The sequence below is a fragment of the Parendozoicomonas haliclonae genome (genome assembly GCF_900174585.1).
Classification (GTDB): Bacteria; Pseudomonadota; Gammaproteobacteria; order Pseudomonadales; family Endozoicomonadaceae; genus Sansalvadorimonas; species Sansalvadorimonas haliclonae.
This window is the reverse complement of sequence record NZ_FWPT01000006.1, coordinates 326,531-345,394: the sequence shown is the minus strand read 5'-3', so window position 1 is coordinate 345,394 and position 18,864 is coordinate 326,531. Positions and strand designations below refer to the sequence as shown.

Below are 18,864 nucleotides of genomic sequence, written 5' to 3'. Positions count from 1 at the left end.
AAATAATCCCTCAAGGATTCGAGTTGTTAGTTATGCAGAAATCAGGTCTCTTTTTACTTCTTCCACTTGCTCTGCCATGTGCAGCTGCTGAAGAAGTCACAACCCTTCCGGAAGTGACTGTAGAAGCCAGTCGTATCGAGGAAACCCTGTCCAGCGAGCAGGCCATGTACGGCTACAAGCTGGAAACCGTTGACCGCAAGCAGATAGAAGAATCCGGCATCGAGGATATCAATGGTCTGCTGCGCAAGTTTGTGCCAGGTCTGGCGGTAACAGGCGGCGCCGGTCGTTTTGATTACGGTTCTTACTCCCTGCAGGGTTCCCGCAGCCAGGACATCCTGTGGATGATCGACGGTGTGCGGGTGAATAACCGCCTGTTCGGCTCGGCCTATATGGATTCCGTCAGCTCAGCCATGATTGAGAGGATCGAAGTTCTGAAAGGCGGCCAGGGTGTGATTTACGGCACCGAAGCGGTGGCCGGTGTTATTAATATCATCACTCGCTCGTACAAAGGCAAAGCCGAAGGGCAATTCAGCATTAGTGCAGATACCCTTGGCGCACAAACCATCAGCGGCTTTACCACCGACAAGATCGGCAATACTGAAGTGCTGTTCTTTGGTTCCAGCGACAGTACCGATGGTTACGAGCCATGGGACCGCAGTGACTTTCACTGGACAGCAACCGACCATGAGCGTGGGTATGACGTTCAGAACTTTGGCGTAAAGCTGGCACATGACGTTTCTGCTGATACCCGCGTTAGTCTGCTGCTTCAACACAATGAAGCCGATCTGGAATATGCCCGCCCTTATTACAATGTCTCGACCGAAAACAAACGCAGCCAGAACCTGGTGACCCTGAAGCTCGATCATCAGGTGAATAACAATCTGGCGACGATGGTCAAGGCTTACTACCACAGCTGGGATACCGACTATTTCCGCCTGTACCGCAAGACCGATGACAAACTGCATCTGATCAACAACAACGACTACTGGGGCTTTACCGACAAGGGCATCAATGTCATGGGTCGCTACAGCTTCGACAGCCAGGACCAGGTTCTGTTTGGTTACGAGCAACAGCGCTATGAGGGCGAGGACGAAGTGATGAACTTCAAGTCCGATACCGAAGTCGCTCATGCTGTATACGGCCAATACCGCCCTTATATCTCTGCTCTGCCAGATACGTATCTGGCTATTGGCGCACGCTATAACAAGATTGAGTCTGGTGAAGACGCGACTGTCTTCAGTATCAGCGCCGATCACCCTCTGACCGACTCTCTTTCCGCTCAGTTCTCTGCGGGTACCTCATTCCGCCTGCCAACGGCTGAACATCTGTACGCCAAAGAAGACACTTTGGGCAACCGTGAGTTGAAACCTGAACAGGGCACCAGCAGCAATGCCGGACTGACCTGGCAGCACGTGCTGAATAACGGTACCTCTATCCAGCTGGGCTCCACCCTCTTCTGGCGGGAAGTGGAAGATCTGATCGGTGTTGAAAACGATCAGTACAAGAACATCGACAAAGTCATCAAAACTAAAGGTTTTGAGATTTCCGGCATGGTGAGCTTCCCGAACGGCTGGAGCACATCTCTTTCCGCAACCCGCGCCCACACGACCGATCTCGATAAGGGTGAAGTGCTGACCGGTATTCCCGAGTGGTTCGCAACAGCTGGTGTGAACTACGACGATGCAGATAAAGACTGGGGACTCTGGTCGTCTCTGGTTTATACCGGCGACATCAAGAAACACGACACAGACTATGGCAATGCTGCAGTTGTCGATCTGGGTGGCTGGCTGCTGCTTAACGGTCAGAAACAGCACAAGGTGTCAGCGCGTATCGAAAACCTGCTCGACAAGGACTACTTCGTAGACGTGTTTAAGCCGGCCTCTGATGCTCCGGCTGATTACCGGGCACCGCTGAAAACCAAAGGCGCGCCCCGCAACCTTCAGCTGACCTACACCTACTCATTCGGATAACCATGAGCCAGACTGCCCTTCAGGTACAAAAGCTCTGCTGGTCGGTGAATGGCCGGCAAATCCTGGATTCCATCAGCTTCGTTCTGGAACCGGGTAGCTTTACTGGTCTTGCTGGCGCCAACGGTGCCGGCAAAACCAGTCTGCTGCGCTGCATCTACCGGGCCTGTCGCCCGGACAGCGGCCATGTACTGTTTGAAGGGCAGGATGTCTGGCAGCTGTCTGCGCGGGAGAATGCCCGCCAGATGGCGGTTGTACTGCAGGAGCACCATGGCGACTTCGGCCTGACCGTGCGTGATGTTGTGGCGATGGGTCTGATTCCTCACCGCAATGTGATGGGCTGGGAAAGTGCTGCGGAAAAGCAGCAGATTGTTGAAGCGCTTGAACAAGTCAATCTGGGCGACAAAGCCCGTCAATCCTTTATCAGCCTGTCCGGTGGTGAGAAACAGCGTGCCTTGATCGCCCGAGCTCTGGTTCAAAAGCCTCGGCTGCTTATTCTCGATGAGCCAACCAATCATCTGGATATCAACTATCAGCTGGAAATGCTGCAACTGGCCAGGGACTCCGGGATCACGGTACTGGCCAGCATCCATGATTTGAATATTGCCGCGCAGTTCTGTGACCGCCTGCTGGTTCTTAACCATGGTCGCTTGGTTGCCGACGACAACTGCCGTTCTGTTTTCAGCTCCGGTGTTCTGGAGCAGGCCTTTAATCTCCACAGCCATGTCGATGATCACCCGGTGACTGGCAGCCCTCGTATCAGTTTTTATCGAGCAATGGCCGTCTGATGAACATCAAGAGAAAGACCCTCGACTTACTTACCCTGATTGCAGGCCTCAGCCTATCTGTAATCGTGACTGCACAGACCCAGTTTCCGGTGACGATTGAGAACTGCGGTCGCACTGTGACTTTTGAAAAGCCAGTCCGCAATGCCATCGTCAATAACGTCAATATGGCAGAGATGGTGCATGCGCTGGGACTTAAGCCTTATATCAAAGCCATGACCGGCGTAACCGGTCCGGTCGAACTGCACACTGACTTTGCCGAGAAGATGGGTGATATCCCTGAGCTTTCCCCCCGCGGCCCGGGCCTTGAACTGCTGGTTCGCCATAAGCCGGACCTGTTCTTCTGGGGCTGGTCCTATGGCGTGAATGCAGGCGGAGCCATTACCCCTGAGCGTCTGGAACAATATGGCATTCACAGCTATATCCTTGAGGAGTCGTGTATCCGTGAGCGGGATGATGTACCTGATGCCTCGCTGGACACGCTCTACCATGACCTGACCAACCTCTCCCTTATTTTCGGACACCCGGAAAATGGCGAGGCGCTTGTGACCGATTTTAAAAACCGCATTGCCACTATCCAGAACAAGGTTGCAGATCAGCCAAAGCCAAAGGTTTTCCTGTTCGATGGTACGCCTAATGACCTGGTAACCAGCGGCAGCAAAGGCATGGGGCATGCGATTATTGAAGCGGCTGGCGGCATCAACGTTGCCGCAGAGATGTCCACCAGCTGGGCTTTCACCAGTATTGAATCGGTGATGCGCTGGAACCCGGATTATCTGATTTTCCGTCAGGATGCCGGTATGGAGCAGGCAATCCAGTCGGTAAAAGATCATCCTGTTCTTGGTCGCCTGGAAGCTGTGCGCAAAGGTCGCTACACCTCGCTGACCTACTCGGAAATGGTGCCGGGTGTGCGAGTGATTGAATCCATCGAGCGCGTGGCCCGAACAATTCATCCTGAATCTTTTGCAGCCTCAGAAGCTGATGAGGCTGTCGCGCTGTAATGAAGTCTTACGGTCATAGTCTTACCTGCCTGATCTTCCTCGTAACCGGACTCTTTGCCAGTCTGGTACTGGCGATTGGTTTCGGCTCGACCGATATCAGCGCCGGGGTGGTGCTGGATGCCATGATTCAGGGTATCCGGGGAACAATCGATCAGGCTTCTGTGGATGCCAGCGTGATCTGGCATCTGCGCCTGCCACGCACAGTGATGGCAGCACTCGCCGGCGCTGGTCTGGCTACTGTTGGTTCCGCTTTGCAGTCCGCCAACCGCAACCCACTGGCCGACCCCTATTTGTTTGGCATCGCCTCCGGTGCCTCTCTGGGTGCCGTGGTGGTATTAACCCAGACCGGTCTGTTCCTTGGTGATATTACTCTGCCTCTGGGTGCCTTTATTGGTGCGCTCGGGTCGGTTGGTCTGGTGCTGACCATGGCGGGCTCCCTGCAGCAAACCAGCGTCGAGCGTATGATTCTCTCTGGTGTGGCTGTGTCGTTTGTCTTGATGGCACTGACCAACCTGATGCTGTTTCTTGCTGAAACCCGCGCCGTTGCTTCGGCCATGTTCTGGATGATGGGCGGTCTGGACCGCGCACTGTGGAACCAGCTGCTGTTTCCTGCCATTGCTCTGGTGGGCGGCGTGATGTTCCTGTTCAGCAAGGCCGATGCCCTGAACGCCATGATGTGCGGCGATGAAAGCGCCCTGACTCTGGGTGTCGATGTACCACGCCTGCGTTACCAGATCTTTGGTATTGCGGCGCTGATCACCGCCACCATCGTCGCTATTGCCGGCGCCATTGGCTTTGTTGGTCTGATGGTGCCACACGCCGTTCGCCTTCTATCTGGCGCGGACAACCGACTGGTGCTGCCGTTCTCGGCACTGTCTGGCGCTATTTTCCTGATTTGGGTCGATGTTATGGCCCGCACCATTGCCGCTCCTCAGGAGATACCGGTCGGTATCCTTACGGCCGCTTTCGGCAGTGTCTTTATGGTTATTTACATGAAAAATCGTGGCGGTCATTCATGAGCTGTTCTTCTCATCACGCACACAGCAAAGCCTCCAACGGCTCAGCCCTGCACGCTCACCACGGTAAGCATGCTTCTGCGCAATCATCCAACCTGCTGCTGGCTGTGGCCTCTGAGGCTCCGGTTTCCAGCGAAGATCTGGCAGTAGTGATTGACCGCTTTATGACGGCAGGCGGCCACGACTTCAGCAAGCTGACCGAAGTCTCCTGCCTGCGCGGCCACCCGGTTATGGAAAGCCTGTCCATTGTCGCTGGTCTGATGTCACTGGAAGTGTCGACCTGCTCCAAACGCATGCAGCAGGCGATGGATAAATACATCCAGAAGTTTCATCTGGGTGTTGAAGGTCTGGCCTGGCAGGCGGCAACCGTTGCCCTGTTTACCAGTGGTCGAAAAAAGCTGCACGCGGAACCGGTCTTGATGGAAGTTAATGGCCACACGATTGCTGTCGCCTTGTGCCGCATCAAGGATCAGCCTCTGGCTGAATACCGCAGCCATATGGTGTTCTGCGGTATCGAGCCCTGCATTCCTGAAGAAGACAGCCGTGCCTTTGCCCACCGCCTGCGTAAGCTGGCCAGAAGCATTGGCCTTGATAGCGGCGACCGCCGCATGAAAATCACCCGCAGCAACTGCTGTGGCGCCTGCCGCAGCGGCAGTGTTTCAGTGATTTATGAAAACCTGCAGCCCGGTGAAATGGCGGTAAATAACGGCTCCTGGATTGCCCATGGCGATGAGCTGACCGACAACCAATGGCTGGATATTTTCAAGGCTGTAGACGAGCGTCGTCCACTCACCGAACTGCTCGACAGCCGCCATTTTGTGGTTAAGCAGGTGCGCTGAGTATGTCTGAGAAGCTGGCCAAACATTCCGTTATCAGCCGTAACCGTGACAAAAAGGCACTGCGCCCCGGTTTCACCACCGGAGCCTGTGCTGCCGCTGCCGCCCGTGCGGCAGCCAAGACCCTGCTGTCCGGCGAAGAGCTGAAAGAGATCACCATTACTCTGCCTATCGGTCAGGAAGCCACCTTTGCGGTGGTTCGCACCGAATGGCAGGACGACAGCGTGATCTGCACAGTGATCAAGGATGCCGGCGATGATCCGGACTGCACCCATGGCGCTGAAATATGCGCGCAGGTTCGTGTACTGCCGGAAGCGGGTATTCAGTTGGAAGGTGGTGAAGGTGTAGCACGCGTTACCAAACCCGGCCTTGGTCTGGAGGTCGGCGGCCCGGCTATCAATCCGGTTCCCCGCAAAAACATTATCGAGATGGTTCAACTGGAGCTGGATGCGCTGGCCCGTGGTAATAACAGCATCGGCGCAGACGTTATTATTTCCGTTCCGGCCGGTCGCGAGCTGGCGAAACAGACTATCAGCGAACGTCTCGGTCTCATCGATGGCATTTCCATTCTGGGAACCCGTGGCACGGTTAAGCCTTTCTCAACATCCGCTTACGCCTCCAGTGTTCGTCAGACCATTGAAGTCGCCACCGTCAACGGTACTCACGACTTTGTTCTGACCACCGGCGGCCGTACTGAAAAGTTCGGTATTGATTACTACCCGTCCCTGACCAAAGAGAGCTTTGTTCAGGCGGGTGACTTTGTCGGGGTTGGTCTGCGCTCTGCGGCTCGCTATCACGCACGCCGTGTGATGATCGTTGGCATGATCGGCAAGATCGCCAAGCTGGCTGATGGCGCGATGATGACACACGTCAGCGGCCCGGCGGTGAACTTCGTCATGCTCGCCGATCTGGCCGCACAGTTCGGTGCAGATGAAACCCTCTGCGCCGAGATTCGCACTGCCAATACCGCCCGTCACGTATTTGAAATGGTCGAAGAGGCCGGTCTGCCCGGTTTCTACGATGCCCTCTGTGAAAAGGTTGTGGATGCTGCCGCAGCCTATGGTCGCCATGCCTTCCCTGTGGAGTGCCTGCTGATCGACTTCCAGGGTCAGCTGCTGGGCTCCGCCCGCCAGCCCACCTTCACCGCTTTAACTGCTTAGGTATCGACGTCTTATGGATCCGATGAAACAGATGACGACACAGGGTCGTCAGATTGAAGAAAGCTCCTTCACCATTATTGATCAGGAAGTCCGTGATCAGATCGGTGGAGAGCATGGTTACAACGCTGGTGAATGGGATGTGGTTCGCCGCGCCATTCATACGACGGGTGACTTTGAATTTGCCAAGCTGTTCCAGTTCAGTGAAGACGCTATCGCATCAGGTATCAAAGCCCTGCGCAACGGCTGCCCGATTGTGTCTGATGTATCCATGATCGTGTCCGGCCTGAGCAAAGCGCGTATGGGCGTGTTCGGCAACACGGCTCACTGCTTTGTGTCTGATCCGGAAGTGATTGCCCAGGCCACCGCACTGGGGAATACCCGTTCCATTCAGGCCATGCATATGGCTCGCGACAAGGGTCTGCTGGATGGCGGCATTATCGCAGTCGGCAATGCTCCAACCGCACTGCTGGAAGCTATGCGCATGATCCGTGATGGAGAGATCAAACCGGCACTGATTATCGGTATTCCAGTGGGCTTTGTGTCTGCCGTGGAATCCAAGGATGAGCTGCATGAATCCAAAATCGTACCTTACATCACCTCTCTGGGTCGTAAGGGCGGCAGCACTCTGATTGTATCCAGCATTCACTCTCTGCTGATTCAGGCGGCTCAGTAATGACTGCCATTACCGTAATCGGCATGGGTGACGATGGCTGCGCCAGCCTGAGCAGCAAGGCTGTCAATGCCGTGCAGCAGGCTCAGGTTCTGGCGGGCAGTGATCGTCAGCTGTCGTTCTTCCCGCAGTTCAGCGGTGAGCGTTTACCGTTCGGCAAGGATGGCCTGCAGGCGTATCTGGATCGCATCATTGAAGCGTCCTACGAGAACACTGTGTGTGTTCTGGCTTCCGGTGATCCGCTGTTTTACGGTCTGGGCCGCCGACTGGCTGCACTGGTCGAGCCAGAGCATCTGTCTTTTATTCCATCCCCTTCCAGTATTCAGCTGGCGTTTTCTGCCCTGAATATGGCCTGGGATGATGCCACGGTATTGTCTGTTCACGGTCGTCCACTGAAAGGACTGGTGAGCCGTCTGCAGCAGGGCAAAAAGTTCGCCCTGATGACGGACCATATCCATCATCCGGTCGCTGTCGCTCAGCATCTGAAAGCCTATGGCGAAACCAACTGGCAGATTCATATCTGCGCGCGTCTGGGTGGTACAGAGCAGTCTGTCACCCAATGGTCGGTTGCTGATCTGGCCGCAGCTGACCCGGCCACCATCGACAACCTGAATGTAATGGTGCTGGTTGATGAGCAGCATCAGGCGTGGGGCGGCTATCCCCTGCACTGCTCTGATGATGATTACCAGAAGCGTATGCCTGCCAACGGCCTGATTACCAAGCAGGAAATCCGTGCCATTGCTGTGGCGGGTCTGGGTCTGAATCCTGACTCTGTGGTCTGGGATATCGGTGCCGGCTCAGGCTCCATCTCTGTCGAAGCCGCCAAGCTGGCCTGGCGTGGTGAGGTTTACGCCATCGAGAGCGTCAAAGAGTGCGTGGCGTTCAGCCGTGACAATGCCGCTGAACACCGTGTCGATCACCTGTCCGTAATCCATGGTCTGGCACCACAGGCTCTGGACGGTTTGCCCGCGCCAGACGCCATCTTTATTGGCGGCACCCGCGGCCAGATGCAAGGCATTCTCGAATACTGCCTTGAGGCGTTACAGCCCGGTGGTCGTCTGCTGCTGAGTGCTGTCACTCTGGATACCGTGTCCGAGGCGTTTACCTTCTTCAAACAGCTGGGTTATCAGCCCTCTGTCAGCCTGATCAATATTTCCCGTGGGCGTCCTCTGGCCAGCTACACCGGCTACCGGGCGGAAAACCCTATTCATCTGTTTACTGTCGTTAAAGGTTCCTGATCATGTCCGAGAATAAGTTCGGCAAACTCTACGCGGTTGGTGTTGGCACCGGCGCTCCTGACCTGATGACCCTGCGTGCCATCAACCTGCTCAAGACTGTTGATGTGATCGCTATTCCGGAAAAGAACCCGGGCGCCCGCGACTCCTTTGCCTGGGAAATTATTACTGGCGCTCTGCAAGAAGAAGAGATGCAGGGCGAACGCCTGTTCCTGTGGTTCCCGATGACCAAGGACGCCTCCATCACTGTTCCGGCCTGGACCGCTGCCGCTGACGCTATCGACGAATGCATCAAAGCGGGCAAGAGCGTAGCGTTTGTGACCGAAGGCGATCCTTCTGTTTACAGCACCTGGCACTACATTCTGGACGAAAAAGACGAACGCTGGCCGACCGTTGAAGTTGAAGTGGTTCCGGGTATCACCTCTATCACTGCCGTTCCTGCCGCGACGGGTATTCCGCTGGCGGAAGGTGAAGAGCGTTTCTGTGTTGTGCCTGCGACCTACGGCATCAACATGCTGCCGCGTCTGGCGGAAGAGTTCGACACCATCATGCTGATCAAGGCTGGCCGCATGGTTGAAGAGCTGAAGGCGATGCTGACCAAGCTCAACCTGCTGGATAAAGCCACCTATGTATCCCACGCCCTGATGGACAAGCAGGAAATCTACCCACTGGATCAGGTACCGGCCGAGAACCGCTACTTCTCCATGGTCCAGATCTCCATTCGTCAGCGCAAAGGCGTGCTGCGTACCGGCATCAGCAAGAACGACTGAGAACGTCTATGTCATACGCACTCTATGCCATTACCCGCAAGGGGCTGAAACAGGCGGAAAAGCTCTGGAAGCAACTGGATGAGGCTGATCTGTTTGTCTCATCCAAACTGTTTGCCGAAGCACCGGAAGGTGCCCGCGAACTGGCCATGCCGATTGCAGAGCCAATCGCAGAGCTATTCTCCGGCTATCGCACCCATGTGATGTTTTTCAGTGTTGGCATAGCTGTGCGCATGATCGCACCGCTGCTTGTGGATAAACGACAAGATCCGGCTGTTATCTGTGTGGATGAAAATGCCCACTGGTGCATTCCGGTTCTGTCTGGTCACCGTGGCGGTGCTAACGATGCTGCTGTGCAGATTGCTGCTTTGCTGGATGCACAGGCGGTACTGAGCACTGCCTCGGATTCTTCCGGAACCCTGTCGGTAGACACTATGGGCAAGACGCTGGGCTGGACTCTTGATCCCACCTGCGAACAGGCCATTACCGGTGTTGCCAGTGCAGTAGTGAATGGTGATCCGGTCACGGTTATTCAGGAATGCGGCAGCAATACCTGGTGGCCGGCTGGTCAGCCCCTGCCGGGCAATATTAATAACGTATCCACGCTAGATATGTTGGATAGCGATTCAGAAACCAGACGCTATGTCCTGATTACTGATCGTGCTGAGCCTCTGGCGGCTTATCCAAAGCTTCAGGGCAAAACCGTGATCTGGCGTCCAAAGACACTGGTCGTAGGGTTGGGCTGTGATCGCGATACACCACTGGAAGTGATTGAAGCAGGTATCAGCCATATCTGTGCAGAGAACGGCATCAGCCCACTCAGCATTGAGCGGATTACCAGTATCAGCATTAAAAGCGATGAGCAGGCCTTTATCGACTATGCGGCACAAGCCGGGATTCCATTCGAGACTTTCGCACCTGAGATTCTGGACGGTGTGGAAGGTATCGAAAACCCGTCAGAAGTCGTACGCAAGTGTGTGGGCGTGAGTTCGGTGGGTGAAGCAGCAGCCCTTTACGCCAGTGGCGCAAAGAAACTGCTGGTTCCCAAGACCAAATTTACCCTCTCGGAAGAGGGTAAAAATATGACCATGGCTGTTTGTCGCCGCCCTTAAGGCAGCTTCTTCAGTTCGGTCACATCTCGTTCCCACGGTCACCGTGGGAATGCATAAGTGCACATAGGTTCCCACGCAGAGCATGGGAACCAGACGATGGCTGTTTGTCGCCGCCCTTAAGGCAGCTTCTTCAGTTCGGTCTTGATCTGTTCGATCAACAGTGCCGGAACTTCCGGCATATCGAGCAGACAGAAGCGGTCACCGCTGACAGGCTCAGCGAGTTCCACTTCAAAGTGTGGGCTGAGGGTTTCGCGGATGTCCATCAGGTCATTCTCGAAATGGTTGCCGCTCACCAGCAACAGCGGTACCAGACGCAGCTTCGGCTTGTCGGTATCCATCATGGTGAGGATGTCCCGAATCAGACCATCGCTCATGGTGTTGAACGGGAAAGCACCTTCCAGAGAGCAACTGAAGTTGTAAGGGTCCAGACGGGCCAGCAGTTCTTCAGTGTACTGGATGGCGGAGTAGCCTGGGTTATCCAGCTCCGGTGCGCCGTGAATGATGTAAAGGTTTGCCATGTCGTCTTCCAGAGGATGACGGTCATGGATGGCCTTCAGCAGCTTGGTGGCGGTGTTGGTTTTGTTGATCAGGCTTGGGGTCACACCAAAGCGGGAAAGGGAGAAGTTCTCAAACCCTTTCACAGTGTTGATCACCATGGCGTGTTCATCGGTCGGGTAGAGATAGCAGGACGCCACGATGATACGGCGATAACCCTGCATATCCAGGTTCGCAAGGGTCTGGGGCAGGTTCAGCCACTGACCGTGTTCGGCAGCCAGCTTCTTGATCACCATGCGGGAGGTGATGGCGATCTCAACCGGGTAATCCGGAAAGGCTTCGCGCACGGTGTCGGCCAGTTGTTCGTAGCGGGCATGCTCAACAACGGAGCCAAAGCAGGCAAGGACAATAGCCGTGTCTTTGTCGTAATGACGGAATCGTTTCATGGCGGTTCCCGGGAGTAAGTCTCTGAAAAGGGGATTGGTGATAAGCACTTTCAGGCGTATTCAAACGCACACGACAAAGAGTGTTTATCAGGAATTCCAGCCTGAGAGAGTGTGATTGGTCGGCAAACCATCACAGGAATTGGCGCAGTGCGCTCCGGCAAGAGCGGCTGTTCTGGTGTCTGCAGACCCCAGAGGAATGAAAGCAACGTGATTGTAACTGAAGCTTTGAATTATGGGTAATACAGCAAAAGGACAACTGTCTGTTGTCAGCATCGGACCCGGCAGCCTCGACCTGATGGCTCCTATGGCCCGTAAAGCGATTGAAAACGCCGACTATGTTGTGGGCTACAAAACCTACATCGAGCTGATCGAAGACCTGTGTTCCGGCAAGACCCTGATGGGTTCCGCCATGACTCAGGAAGTCGAACGTGCCAATCAGGCCGTTGATCTGGCCGAAGAAGGTTACAAGGTGGCGCTGATTTCCTCTGGTGATGCCGGCATGTACGCCATGGGCTCTCTGGCTCTGGAACTGCTGCAGGAACGCAACTGGACCCGCGCCGATGGCATTGGTTATGAGCTGATACCAGGCATTACCGCCGCCAACTCCTGCGCCTCTCTGGTTGGCGTGCCTCTGGGCCATGACAGTTGCACTATCTCCCTGTCTGATCTGCTGACGCCATGGGAAGTGATCACCAAGCGTATTCGCGCCGCTGCCGAAGCGGACTTCGCCATCACCTTCTACAACCCGCAGTCCAAAAGACGTCGCAGCCAGATTGTTGAAGCCCGTGACATCCTGCTACAGCATCGTCCGGCCAACACTCCTGTCGCTATCGTGCAGGGCGCTTACCGCGACAACCAGAAGATTGTGATTACCGATCTGGAACACTTCCTGGATTACGACATCGGCATGCTGGCTGCAGTAACCGTGGGCAACAGCTCCAGTTACCTGTTTGAAGGCATGATCGTGACGCCACGTGGTTATACCAAGAAGTATGACATCACTGACGGCTCCATTTACGAAGGCCAGAAGCGTGGCCGCACTCTTAACGTTGAGGCGCTTTCTGATCAGAACCGCGCCACTGACCGCTGATTCTGTTTACGAAGAGTTGTAAGGATTTAAGACCATGACCGTATTTTTTATTGGCGCAGGCCCTGGCGACCCGGATCTGATCACCGTAAAAGGCGCTCGCCTGGTTGAACAGTGCCCGGTGGTTCTCTATACCGGCAGTCTGGTACCGAAAGAAGTGGTAGCCCGTGCCAACAAGGACGCACTGGTACTCAGCTCCGCCGATATGGATCTGGAAGAAACCACAGAAGTGCTGCGCAAGGCCCACGAAGAAGGTAAGGACGTTGCCCGTGTTCATACCGGCGACCCAAGCATCTACGGTGCCATTGCCGAACAGATTCGTCGCCTGGATGATCTGGGTATCGACTGGAAAGTGATTCCGGGGGTGTCCTCCTTCCAGGCCTCCGCTGCTGCGCTGGGTCAGGAACTGACTTTGCCGGAAGTGTGCCAGACCATTATCCTGACCCGTATGCCGGGCCGTACTCCGGTTCCTGAAAAGGAAAACATTCTGGAGCTGGCCAAGCATGAAGCAACCATGTGCATCTACCTCAGCATCAGCATGTTGAAGAAGCTGTGCAACCAGCTGAAGACTATCTACCCGGCTGATTACCCAATCGCTGTCGTTGAAAAGGCTTCCTGGCCGGAGCAGCGCGTGATTCGCGGCACCATCACCGACATTCACGACAAGGTGAAAGAGCTGGATATCCGTGCCACCGCCATGATCGTGGTCGGCAAAGTGCTGGGTAAAACCGACTTCAACGATTCCAAGCTGTACGACAAAACTTTTTCCCACGATTTCCGTACTGCGAGATGCCCGGAATGAGCCAGCAAAAGATTGGTAAGGTCTATCTGGTTGGCGGCGGCCCCGGTGATCCCGGCCTGCTGACTGTGAGGGCCCAAAGCCTGATGAGCCAGGTGGACGTTGTCGCCTATGACGCTCTGATCAGTCCGGCACTGCTGGCAATGATTCCTGAAGAAGTCGAGATGGTGGCTATCGGTTATCGTGGCTACCACAGCAAAATCGGCTACGGCATGCATCCGGAAGTGATCGAGATGGCGCTGGAAGGCAAGGATGTTCTGCGCCTGAAAGCCGGCGACCCGTTCATTTTCGGGCGCGGTACCCAGGAATGTGATGATCTGATCGAACACAACATCCCGTTTGAAGTGGTGCCTGGTATCTCCACCGCTCTGGGTGCATCAGCCTACGCTGGTTTCCCGCTCACCAGCATCGGCGTGGCAACGGATGTCACCCTGGCCAGTGGTCATCACTGCGGTCAGGGCGGTGCGTCCTGGGAAGCCATGGGCAAGGGTCGTGGAACCCTGGCTCTGTATATGGCGTCCAAAAAGATTCGGGAAAACTTCGACACTCTGATCCGTGAAGGCCGCCGAGCCGACACTCCGGCGATCTACATCAGTGCCGCAACCACCAGCCGTCAGTACGAGCTGGAAGGTACGCTGACGACTCTTCCTGAAATGGTTGAGCAGCTCAATATTGATGCACCTGCGTTGATTATTGTTGGTGATGTTATTCGTCTGCGTGATCGTCTGCACTGGCGCAAGCAGCTGCCTCTGATGAACAAGCGTATCCTGCTCTCCCTTCAGGGCGAGGAAGGCAAACGCATTCGTCAGCAGCTGGAAAACCTGGGTGGTGTGGTCATTCATCTGCCAGCCCCACGTTTTACCAACAGCATCAGCAGCCAGGACTTGCAGCGGGTGATGAACGCCTCCCGTCTGGTATTTACCGGCAAGGAGTCTGTGGTTTCCTGGAAGGAAGCCTTGTTGGCGCACCGGGTGGATACCCGTTCCCTGCAGCAGAGCATTACCGCAACGTCCGATTCAGCACTTCAGGCATTGAACGACATGGGTATCTTTGCAGTTGAACAACTGACGTTCGGTGATGTGGAAGGTCTGGGTGCCGGCACAATCACTCTGGCTGGCGCTGCGGAAGCTGAGCAGCTGGGCGAAGGCGTTGATGTTGTTCGCTGCTTTATTCAGGTACCAACCCGTCTGCGCTTCAACCTGCCGGATTGCGATATTGCCATTCTGGACAGTGAAGAGTCTTTCTGGGCACTGGGTGACAACAACCCGAACTGCCTGCTGGATGCAGCGGTGTATACCTCAGTTGAAAGTCTGTACCAGCATCTGCAGCGTGCCAATATTGCTTCGGCAAAACTGGTGACCGATGCAGACACCATGATCGAATCTGTATTGAACGGTCTGACCGATTAATACAGACAGGACAAGTAGGATTTTTGGAGATTCTGCTTGTCCTGAACCCTGTTCAAGGAAGAACAAAACCAGTCAAAATCCCTCCCCTTCTTTCACCAAACAAAAGCAATTAAACAATCCGACCATGGACACATAAGTATCTTGTTATTTGCAGGTATAAGCGTTTATTTATCGGCTTAAAATTCCGGCAAAAATAACGACACAGATCAAAAAACAGGTCTCTTCAATCTTTTAATTTGCACCGTATTCTTTAATGGCCATTGGTACACAAACGCACCGGTGGCTTTCACCTACATCTCCTCCGGTGAGTAATATGCAATTCCGCAAGGAAGAAGATCTGCTGGGCTTCATGGATGTTCCTGCTGAAGCCTACTACGGTGTCCACACTCTGCGCGCCATCCAGAACTTCAAAATCAGCCGTGAAACCATCAACGATGCACCGGAATTCATCCGTGGCATGGTGCTGACCAAGAAAGCTGCAGCTCTGGCTAACACCGAACTGGGCACCATCCCACGTGAAATCGGCGAAAACATCGTTAAGGCCTGTGATCTGGTTCTGAACGAAGGCCGTTGCATGGACCAGTTCCCGGTTGACGCTTTCCAGGGTGGTGCTGGTACCTCCGTAAACATGAACACCAACGAAGTTCTGGCCAACCTGGCTCTGGAACTGATGGGTCATGAAAAGGGTGAGTACGAGATCATCAACCCGAACGACCATGTGAACAAGAGTCAGTCTACCAACGACGCTTACCCTACCGGTTTCCGTGTTGCCGTATACAACTCTACCGCTTCTGTTCTGGCCAACCTGGAACAACTGATCGGTGCGTTTGAAGCCAAGTCCGAAGAGTTCAAAGACATCCTGAAGATGGGTCGTACCCAGCTGCAGGACGCCGTTCCTATGACTCTGGGTCAGGAATTCCGCGCTTTCGCAGTGACCCTGCGTGAAGAGATCAAGACTATCCAGATGTGCCGCGAGCTGCTGCTGGAAGTGAACCTGGGCGCAACCGCTATCGGTACCGGCCTGAACGCCTGTGAAGGCTACTCTGCCCTAGCTATCGCCAAGCTGGCTGAAATCACTGGCGACGCTTACGTGCCTGCGGCTGATCTGATCGAAGCGACCTCCGACTGTGGCGCTTACGTGATGCTGCAGAGCGCTCTGAAGCGTTTCGCAGTGAAGCTGTCCAAGATCTGTAACGACCTGCGTCTGCTGACCTCCGGTCCACGTACCGGTCTGAAGGAAATCAACCTGCCAGAAATGCAGGCCGGTTCTTCCATCATGCCAGCCAAGGTAAACCCGGTTATCCCTGAAGTTGTTAACCAGGTTTGCTTCAAAGTGATCGGTAACGACATCACTGTGACCATGGCTGCTGAAGCCGGTCAGCTGCAGCTGAACGTTATGGAACCGGTTATCGCTCAGGCTCTGTTCGAGTCCCTGACTCTGATGGCCAACGCCTGCACCAGCCTGCGTGAGAAGTGCGTGGAAGGCATCACTGCCAACCGTGAAATCTGCGAGCAGATGGTGATGAACTCTATCGGCATCATCACTTACCTGAACCCGCATATCGGTCACCACAACGGTGACCTGGTAGGTCGCGAATGCGCCCAGACCGGCCGCAGCGTACGTGACGTGGTTCTGGAGCGTGGTCTGGTGACTGAAGAAGAGCTGGATGTGATCTTCTCCGCCGACAACCTGATGAACCCTAAGTACCACGGTAAGCGTTTCAACTAAGTTGAAAGCTCACTGATACAAAATGGCAGCCACCCGGCTGCCATTTTTTTATTCACACAAAACTGTCTGCAAGCCCCTCCAGAAATCATTCACTGCCTGTCGTTTACTCGCTTTCGAGCGATAACAGACGATATCCACAGGGATTTCCAGATCAGTCTTCTCTGGATATAAGCGAACAAGATCACCCCGCGCCAGCTCCTCTTCCATATCATGTGATGGAATCCAGGCCACACCGGCTCCTAGCTGCGCCATTTTCACCAGTGACTCGCTCAGAGTGGTCTCAAAGACCTGCTCAAGATTCAATTCATTTCTGGCAATAACATCATTGACCGGCTGATGCAGAAAGGTGTGCTTGGCATAAGCCAGATAAGGAAGATGGTCCCTTTCGACAAGAGAGGATGACAGTGCTTTGGAAACAACAGGGATAATACGAGATTCACAAACAACAATTTTCTCGAACTTGTCCTCGTGGACAAAAGCCGGACGCATACCCGGCATATCATAAACAAAAATAATATCGCTGGTTCCATCAAGAATGGAATTGAAATGGTTCTCAACACCAAGAACAGATGGTGTTAATGAAAAGTTGAGTTCATTAAATTTATTTTTAATAACCTGAAAAAGTTTAGGAATCAGATTAAGCGCAAAAGAGTGAAGACAAACGACTCTAATTGAATGGTCTGTCTGCAATGAAGACAAGGCAAAGTCATCACTCGTTTCCTTCACCAGTGTCAGCATTTTCTCCACATAGGGTACGAACTTCCTGCCGTCAGCCGTAAGCTTTACCGGATAAGATGTACGATCAAACAGCGGCACGCCAACCCACAGCTCCAGAGCCTGAATACGGCGGCTAAACGCCGACTGGGTAACATGCCGTGCTTTGGATGCTGCAGAAAAACTACCCAGTTCTTTAAGATATAAAAAATCTTCAAGCCATTTGAAATCGAGAGATAACATCTTTATATCCATCTATGCTTTCGGCGCATATTATCATTCCAAAGTAGCACCAAAAAACAAATTACTTTGATTTACGACGAAGTTAATATTTTTTTCGCTGACAATTTCTCTTTGTACGTAGTTTCATTCGGTAAAATTGCTCAAAAAATGTAAACAATTCTTTATTTGCATAACGTTATGAGCAATTCGACTCATATTAACTTGTCAGTTTGTTGAAATTTATCTGCGAATATCTCGCAACAGGTGATTGTATGTTTATTGTTTTAAAAAACGCCAACCTGTATAAGCCAACACATGCTGGCAATGTTGATATATTAATCAGTCAGGGAAAGATTCTTGCTATTGAGCCGGAACTTGTTCTTTCCGGTCTTAATAATCTTAAGGTTATTGATTGCAAAGGCGCGATCGTAACGCCCGGCTTAATTGATCAGCATATTCATCTGATTGGTGGCGGTGGTGAAGGCGGTTTTTCCAGCCGTACTCCTCAGGTAACCCTGTCCCGCCTGATCAAAGCCGGCAGCACCACCGTTGTTGGTGTGCTGGGTACTGATGGTATCTCCCGATCTCCGAAAGATCTCTACGCCAAGGCCGCCGGATTAACCGCAGAAGGCATCACCGCCTACATGCATACCGGCTCCTACGAAGTCCCCACCAAAACCATTACCGGCAGTATCCGTGACGATCTCGCGTTCCTGCCACCGGTTCTCGGTGTAAAGATTGCTCTAGCTGATCACCGCTGCTCCTTCCCTAGCACTCACGAGCTCTCCCGTATCGTCTCTGATATCCGTATCGCCAGCCTGCTGTCCGGCAAGAAGGGTGTGCTGCACATTCATATGGGCGGTCTACCACAGCCTTTTGCGCAAATTAATGAACTGCTCGAAATGGGCCTGCCGATTCACCATATCTCCCCGACCCATGTCGCCCGTACCGAAGCACTGTTCCAGGATGCCGTCCAGTTTGCCTTGAAAGGTGGCTATATGGACATCACCTCCGGCGGCAGTCGTTTCACGCCTCCAGAACAGGCGATCAAGCTGGCGCTGGAAGCCGGAGTCGCCGCCAGCCAGATTACTATCAGTTCCGATGGCAATGGCAGCATTCCCAAGTTCAATGATAAAGGCGAGATGATCGGTCTCTCTGCTGCCGATGTGGACAGCAACCTGATGCTCCTGCCGCAACTGGTTAATGCAGGCGTGGCACCGGAACTGGCCATCGCCATGATGACCGCAAACGTGGCCCGTTCCCTCGGCATTAATAAAGGCAGTATTGAGGTTGGCCAGGATGCTGATCTCTGCCTGTTCAATGATGACTTTACCCTGCGGGGTGTTATCGCCAAAGGCCGCCCTCTGATGGACAACAACGAGCTGCTGGTTACCGGTAACTTTGAATAAGGATT

General features: G+C 53.9%; 17 protein-coding genes. 15 read left to right on the top strand and 2 right to left on the bottom strand.

The window, feature by feature from the left end:
- Positions 1-32 precede the first annotated feature (32 nt).
- The 10 genes from EHSB41UT_RS14720 to EHSB41UT_RS14675 are packed head-to-tail and all read left to right on the top strand — an operon-like array spanning position 33 to position 10,549.
- The gene (locus EHSB41UT_RS14720; RefSeq protein ID WP_087111143.1) at positions 33-1,970 is read left to right on the top strand and encodes a TonB-dependent receptor plug domain-containing protein; all 1,938 of its coding nucleotides are present in this window, start codon (positions 33-35) and stop codon (positions 1,968-1,970) included.
- A gap of 2 nt (positions 1,971-1,972) precedes the next feature.
- Positions 1,973-2,755 (top strand): ABC transporter ATP-binding protein, encoded by a 783-nt coding sequence (locus EHSB41UT_RS14715; RefSeq protein ID WP_087111142.1) that lies wholly within the window; start codon positions 1,973-1,975, stop codon positions 2,753-2,755.
- Positions 2,755-3,753, top strand: coding sequence for an ABC transporter substrate-binding protein (locus EHSB41UT_RS14710; protein ID WP_087111140.1), 999 nt, complete (start codon positions 2,755-2,757; stop codon positions 3,751-3,753). Before EHSB41UT_RS14715 ends, EHSB41UT_RS14710 begins: the two co-directional genes overlap by 1 nt.
- Positions 3,753-4,772, top strand: coding sequence for a FecCD family ABC transporter permease (locus tag EHSB41UT_RS14705; protein WP_087111139.1), 1,020 nt, complete (start codon positions 3,753-3,755; stop codon positions 4,770-4,772). Before EHSB41UT_RS14710 ends, EHSB41UT_RS14705 begins: the two co-directional genes overlap by 1 nt.
- Positions 4,769-5,608, top strand: a complete 840-nt coding sequence (locus EHSB41UT_RS14700) for a hypothetical protein (RefSeq protein ID WP_087111137.1) — start codon at positions 4,769-4,771, stop codon at positions 5,606-5,608. Before EHSB41UT_RS14705 ends, EHSB41UT_RS14700 begins: the two co-directional genes overlap by 4 nt.
- Before the next feature lie 2 nt (positions 5,609-5,610).
- Positions 5,611-6,765 carry a cobalt-precorrin-5B (C(1))-methyltransferase gene (locus tag EHSB41UT_RS14695; RefSeq protein ID WP_087111135.1) on the top strand — a complete coding sequence of 385 codons (1,155 nt, stop codon included), beginning with the start codon at positions 5,611-5,613 and terminating at the stop codon, positions 6,763-6,765.
- A gap of 13 nt (positions 6,766-6,778) precedes the next feature.
- Entirely contained in the window at positions 6,779-7,438 is a 660-nt protein-coding gene (locus EHSB41UT_RS14690; protein ID WP_087111133.1) for a precorrin-8X methylmutase, read from the top strand.
- A complete protein-coding gene (gene cbiE, locus EHSB41UT_RS14685) occupies positions 7,438-8,673 on the top strand; it encodes a precorrin-6y C5,15-methyltransferase (decarboxylating) subunit CbiE (RefSeq protein ID WP_087111131.1) in 1,236 nt (411 codons plus the stop codon). The genes EHSB41UT_RS14690 and cbiE overlap by 1 nt, the downstream gene beginning before the upstream one ends.
- A 2-nt stretch (positions 8,674-8,675) precedes the next feature.
- Complete coding sequence (cobI, locus tag EHSB41UT_RS14680) at positions 8,676-9,440, top strand: precorrin-2 C(20)-methyltransferase (RefSeq protein WP_087111129.1); 765 nt, start codon at positions 8,676-8,678, stop codon at positions 9,438-9,440.
- Between the two features lie 8 nt (positions 9,441-9,448).
- Positions 9,449-10,549 (top strand): cobalt-precorrin 5A hydrolase, encoded by a 1,101-nt coding sequence (locus EHSB41UT_RS14675; protein WP_087111126.1) that lies wholly within the window; start codon positions 9,449-9,451, stop codon positions 10,547-10,549.
- 116 nt (positions 10,550-10,665) lie between these two features.
- Here the strand turns inward: EHSB41UT_RS14675 and EHSB41UT_RS14670 are convergent, their stop codons facing one another.
- Positions 10,666-11,490, bottom strand: a complete 825-nt coding sequence (locus tag EHSB41UT_RS14670; protein WP_087111124.1) for a sirohydrochlorin cobaltochelatase — start codon at positions 11,488-11,490, stop codon at positions 10,666-10,668.
- Positions 11,491-11,722: 232 nt separating this feature from the next.
- Here EHSB41UT_RS14670 and cobJ point away from each other — a divergent pair, with 232 nt between their 5' ends.
- From cobJ to aspA, 4 genes are all read left to right on the top strand, one after another.
- The gene (cobJ, locus tag EHSB41UT_RS14665) at positions 11,723-12,580 is read left to right on the top strand and encodes a precorrin-3B C(17)-methyltransferase (protein ID WP_087111122.1); all 858 of its coding nucleotides are present in this window, start codon (positions 11,723-11,725) and stop codon (positions 12,578-12,580) included.
- A gap of 34 nt (positions 12,581-12,614) precedes the next feature.
- Positions 12,615-13,379, top strand: coding sequence for a precorrin-4 C(11)-methyltransferase (cobM, locus tag EHSB41UT_RS14660; RefSeq protein ID WP_087111120.1), 765 nt, complete (start codon positions 12,615-12,617; stop codon positions 13,377-13,379).
- The gene (gene cobA / locus EHSB41UT_RS14655) at positions 13,376-14,785 is read left to right on the top strand and encodes a uroporphyrinogen-III C-methyltransferase (protein ID WP_165767275.1); all 1,410 of its coding nucleotides are present in this window, start codon (positions 13,376-13,378) and stop codon (positions 14,783-14,785) included. Before cobM ends, cobA begins: the two co-directional genes overlap by 4 nt.
- A gap of 313 nt (positions 14,786-15,098) precedes the next feature.
- Positions 15,099-16,514: an aspartate ammonia-lyase gene (gene aspA / locus EHSB41UT_RS14650; RefSeq protein ID WP_415837423.1), complete on the top strand. Its 1,416-nt coding sequence runs from the start codon at positions 15,099-15,101 to the stop codon at positions 16,512-16,514.
- A 48-nt stretch (positions 16,515-16,562) separates the two neighbouring features.
- Here aspA and EHSB41UT_RS14645 read toward each other — a convergent pair whose 3' ends face one another.
- Complete coding sequence (locus EHSB41UT_RS14645; protein ID WP_242667323.1) at positions 16,563-17,483, bottom strand: LysR substrate-binding domain-containing protein; 921 nt, start codon at positions 17,481-17,483, stop codon at positions 16,563-16,565.
- 239 nt (positions 17,484-17,722) lie between these two features.
- Between EHSB41UT_RS14645 and iadA the strand changes: the two genes are divergently transcribed.
- Complete coding sequence (iadA, locus tag EHSB41UT_RS14640; RefSeq protein WP_087111116.1) at positions 17,723-18,859, top strand: beta-aspartyl-peptidase; 1,137 nt, start codon at positions 17,723-17,725, stop codon at positions 18,857-18,859.
- The last annotated feature ends 5 nt before the right edge of the window (positions 18,860-18,864 follow it).

Excerpts from the sequence above, each read along its gene's own strand:
- cobA (WP_165767275.1), top strand. The coding sequence starts at position 13,376 with ATGAGCCAGCAAAAGATTGGTAAGGTCTATCTGGTTGGCGGCGGCCCC.
- EHSB41UT_RS14670 (WP_087111124.1), bottom strand. The coding sequence starts at position 11,490 with ATGAAACGATTCCGTCATTACGACAAAGACACGGCTATTGTCCTTGCC.
- EHSB41UT_RS14695 (WP_087111135.1), top strand. The coding sequence starts at position 5,611 with ATGTCTGAGAAGCTGGCCAAACATTCCGTTATCAGCCGTAACCGTGAC.
- iadA (WP_087111116.1), top strand. The coding sequence starts at position 17,723 with ATGTTTATTGTTTTAAAAAACGCCAACCTGTATAAGCCAACACATGCT.
- EHSB41UT_RS14720 (WP_087111143.1), top strand. The coding sequence starts at position 33 with ATGCAGAAATCAGGTCTCTTTTTACTTCTTCCACTTGCTCTGCCATGT.
- cbiE (WP_087111131.1), top strand. The coding sequence starts at position 7,438 with ATGACTGCCATTACCGTAATCGGCATGGGTGACGATGGCTGCGCCAGC.
- EHSB41UT_RS14690 (WP_087111133.1), top strand. The coding sequence starts at position 6,779 with ATGGATCCGATGAAACAGATGACGACACAGGGTCGTCAGATTGAAGAA.
- EHSB41UT_RS14715 (WP_087111142.1), top strand. The coding sequence starts at position 1,973 with ATGAGCCAGACTGCCCTTCAGGTACAAAAGCTCTGCTGGTCGGTGAAT.
- cobM (WP_087111120.1), top strand. The coding sequence starts at position 12,615 with ATGACCGTATTTTTTATTGGCGCAGGCCCTGGCGACCCGGATCTGATC.
- aspA (WP_415837423.1), top strand. The coding sequence starts at position 15,099 with ATGCAATTCCGCAAGGAAGAAGATCTGCTGGGCTTCATGGATGTTCCT.
- EHSB41UT_RS14710 (WP_087111140.1), top strand. The coding sequence starts at position 2,755 with ATGAACATCAAGAGAAAGACCCTCGACTTACTTACCCTGATTGCAGGC.
- EHSB41UT_RS14705 (WP_087111139.1), top strand. The coding sequence starts at position 3,753 with ATGAAGTCTTACGGTCATAGTCTTACCTGCCTGATCTTCCTCGTAACC.
- EHSB41UT_RS14700 (WP_087111137.1), top strand. The coding sequence starts at position 4,769 with ATGAGCTGTTCTTCTCATCACGCACACAGCAAAGCCTCCAACGGCTCA.
- cobI (WP_087111129.1), top strand. The coding sequence starts at position 8,676 with ATGTCCGAGAATAAGTTCGGCAAACTCTACGCGGTTGGTGTTGGCACC.
- EHSB41UT_RS14645 (WP_242667323.1), bottom strand. The coding sequence starts at position 17,483 with ATGGATATAAAGATGTTATCTCTCGATTTCAAATGGCTTGAAGATTTT.
- EHSB41UT_RS14675 (WP_087111126.1), top strand. The coding sequence starts at position 9,449 with ATGTCATACGCACTCTATGCCATTACCCGCAAGGGGCTGAAACAGGCG.
- cobJ (WP_087111122.1), top strand. The coding sequence starts at position 11,723 with ATGGGTAATACAGCAAAAGGACAACTGTCTGTTGTCAGCATCGGACCC.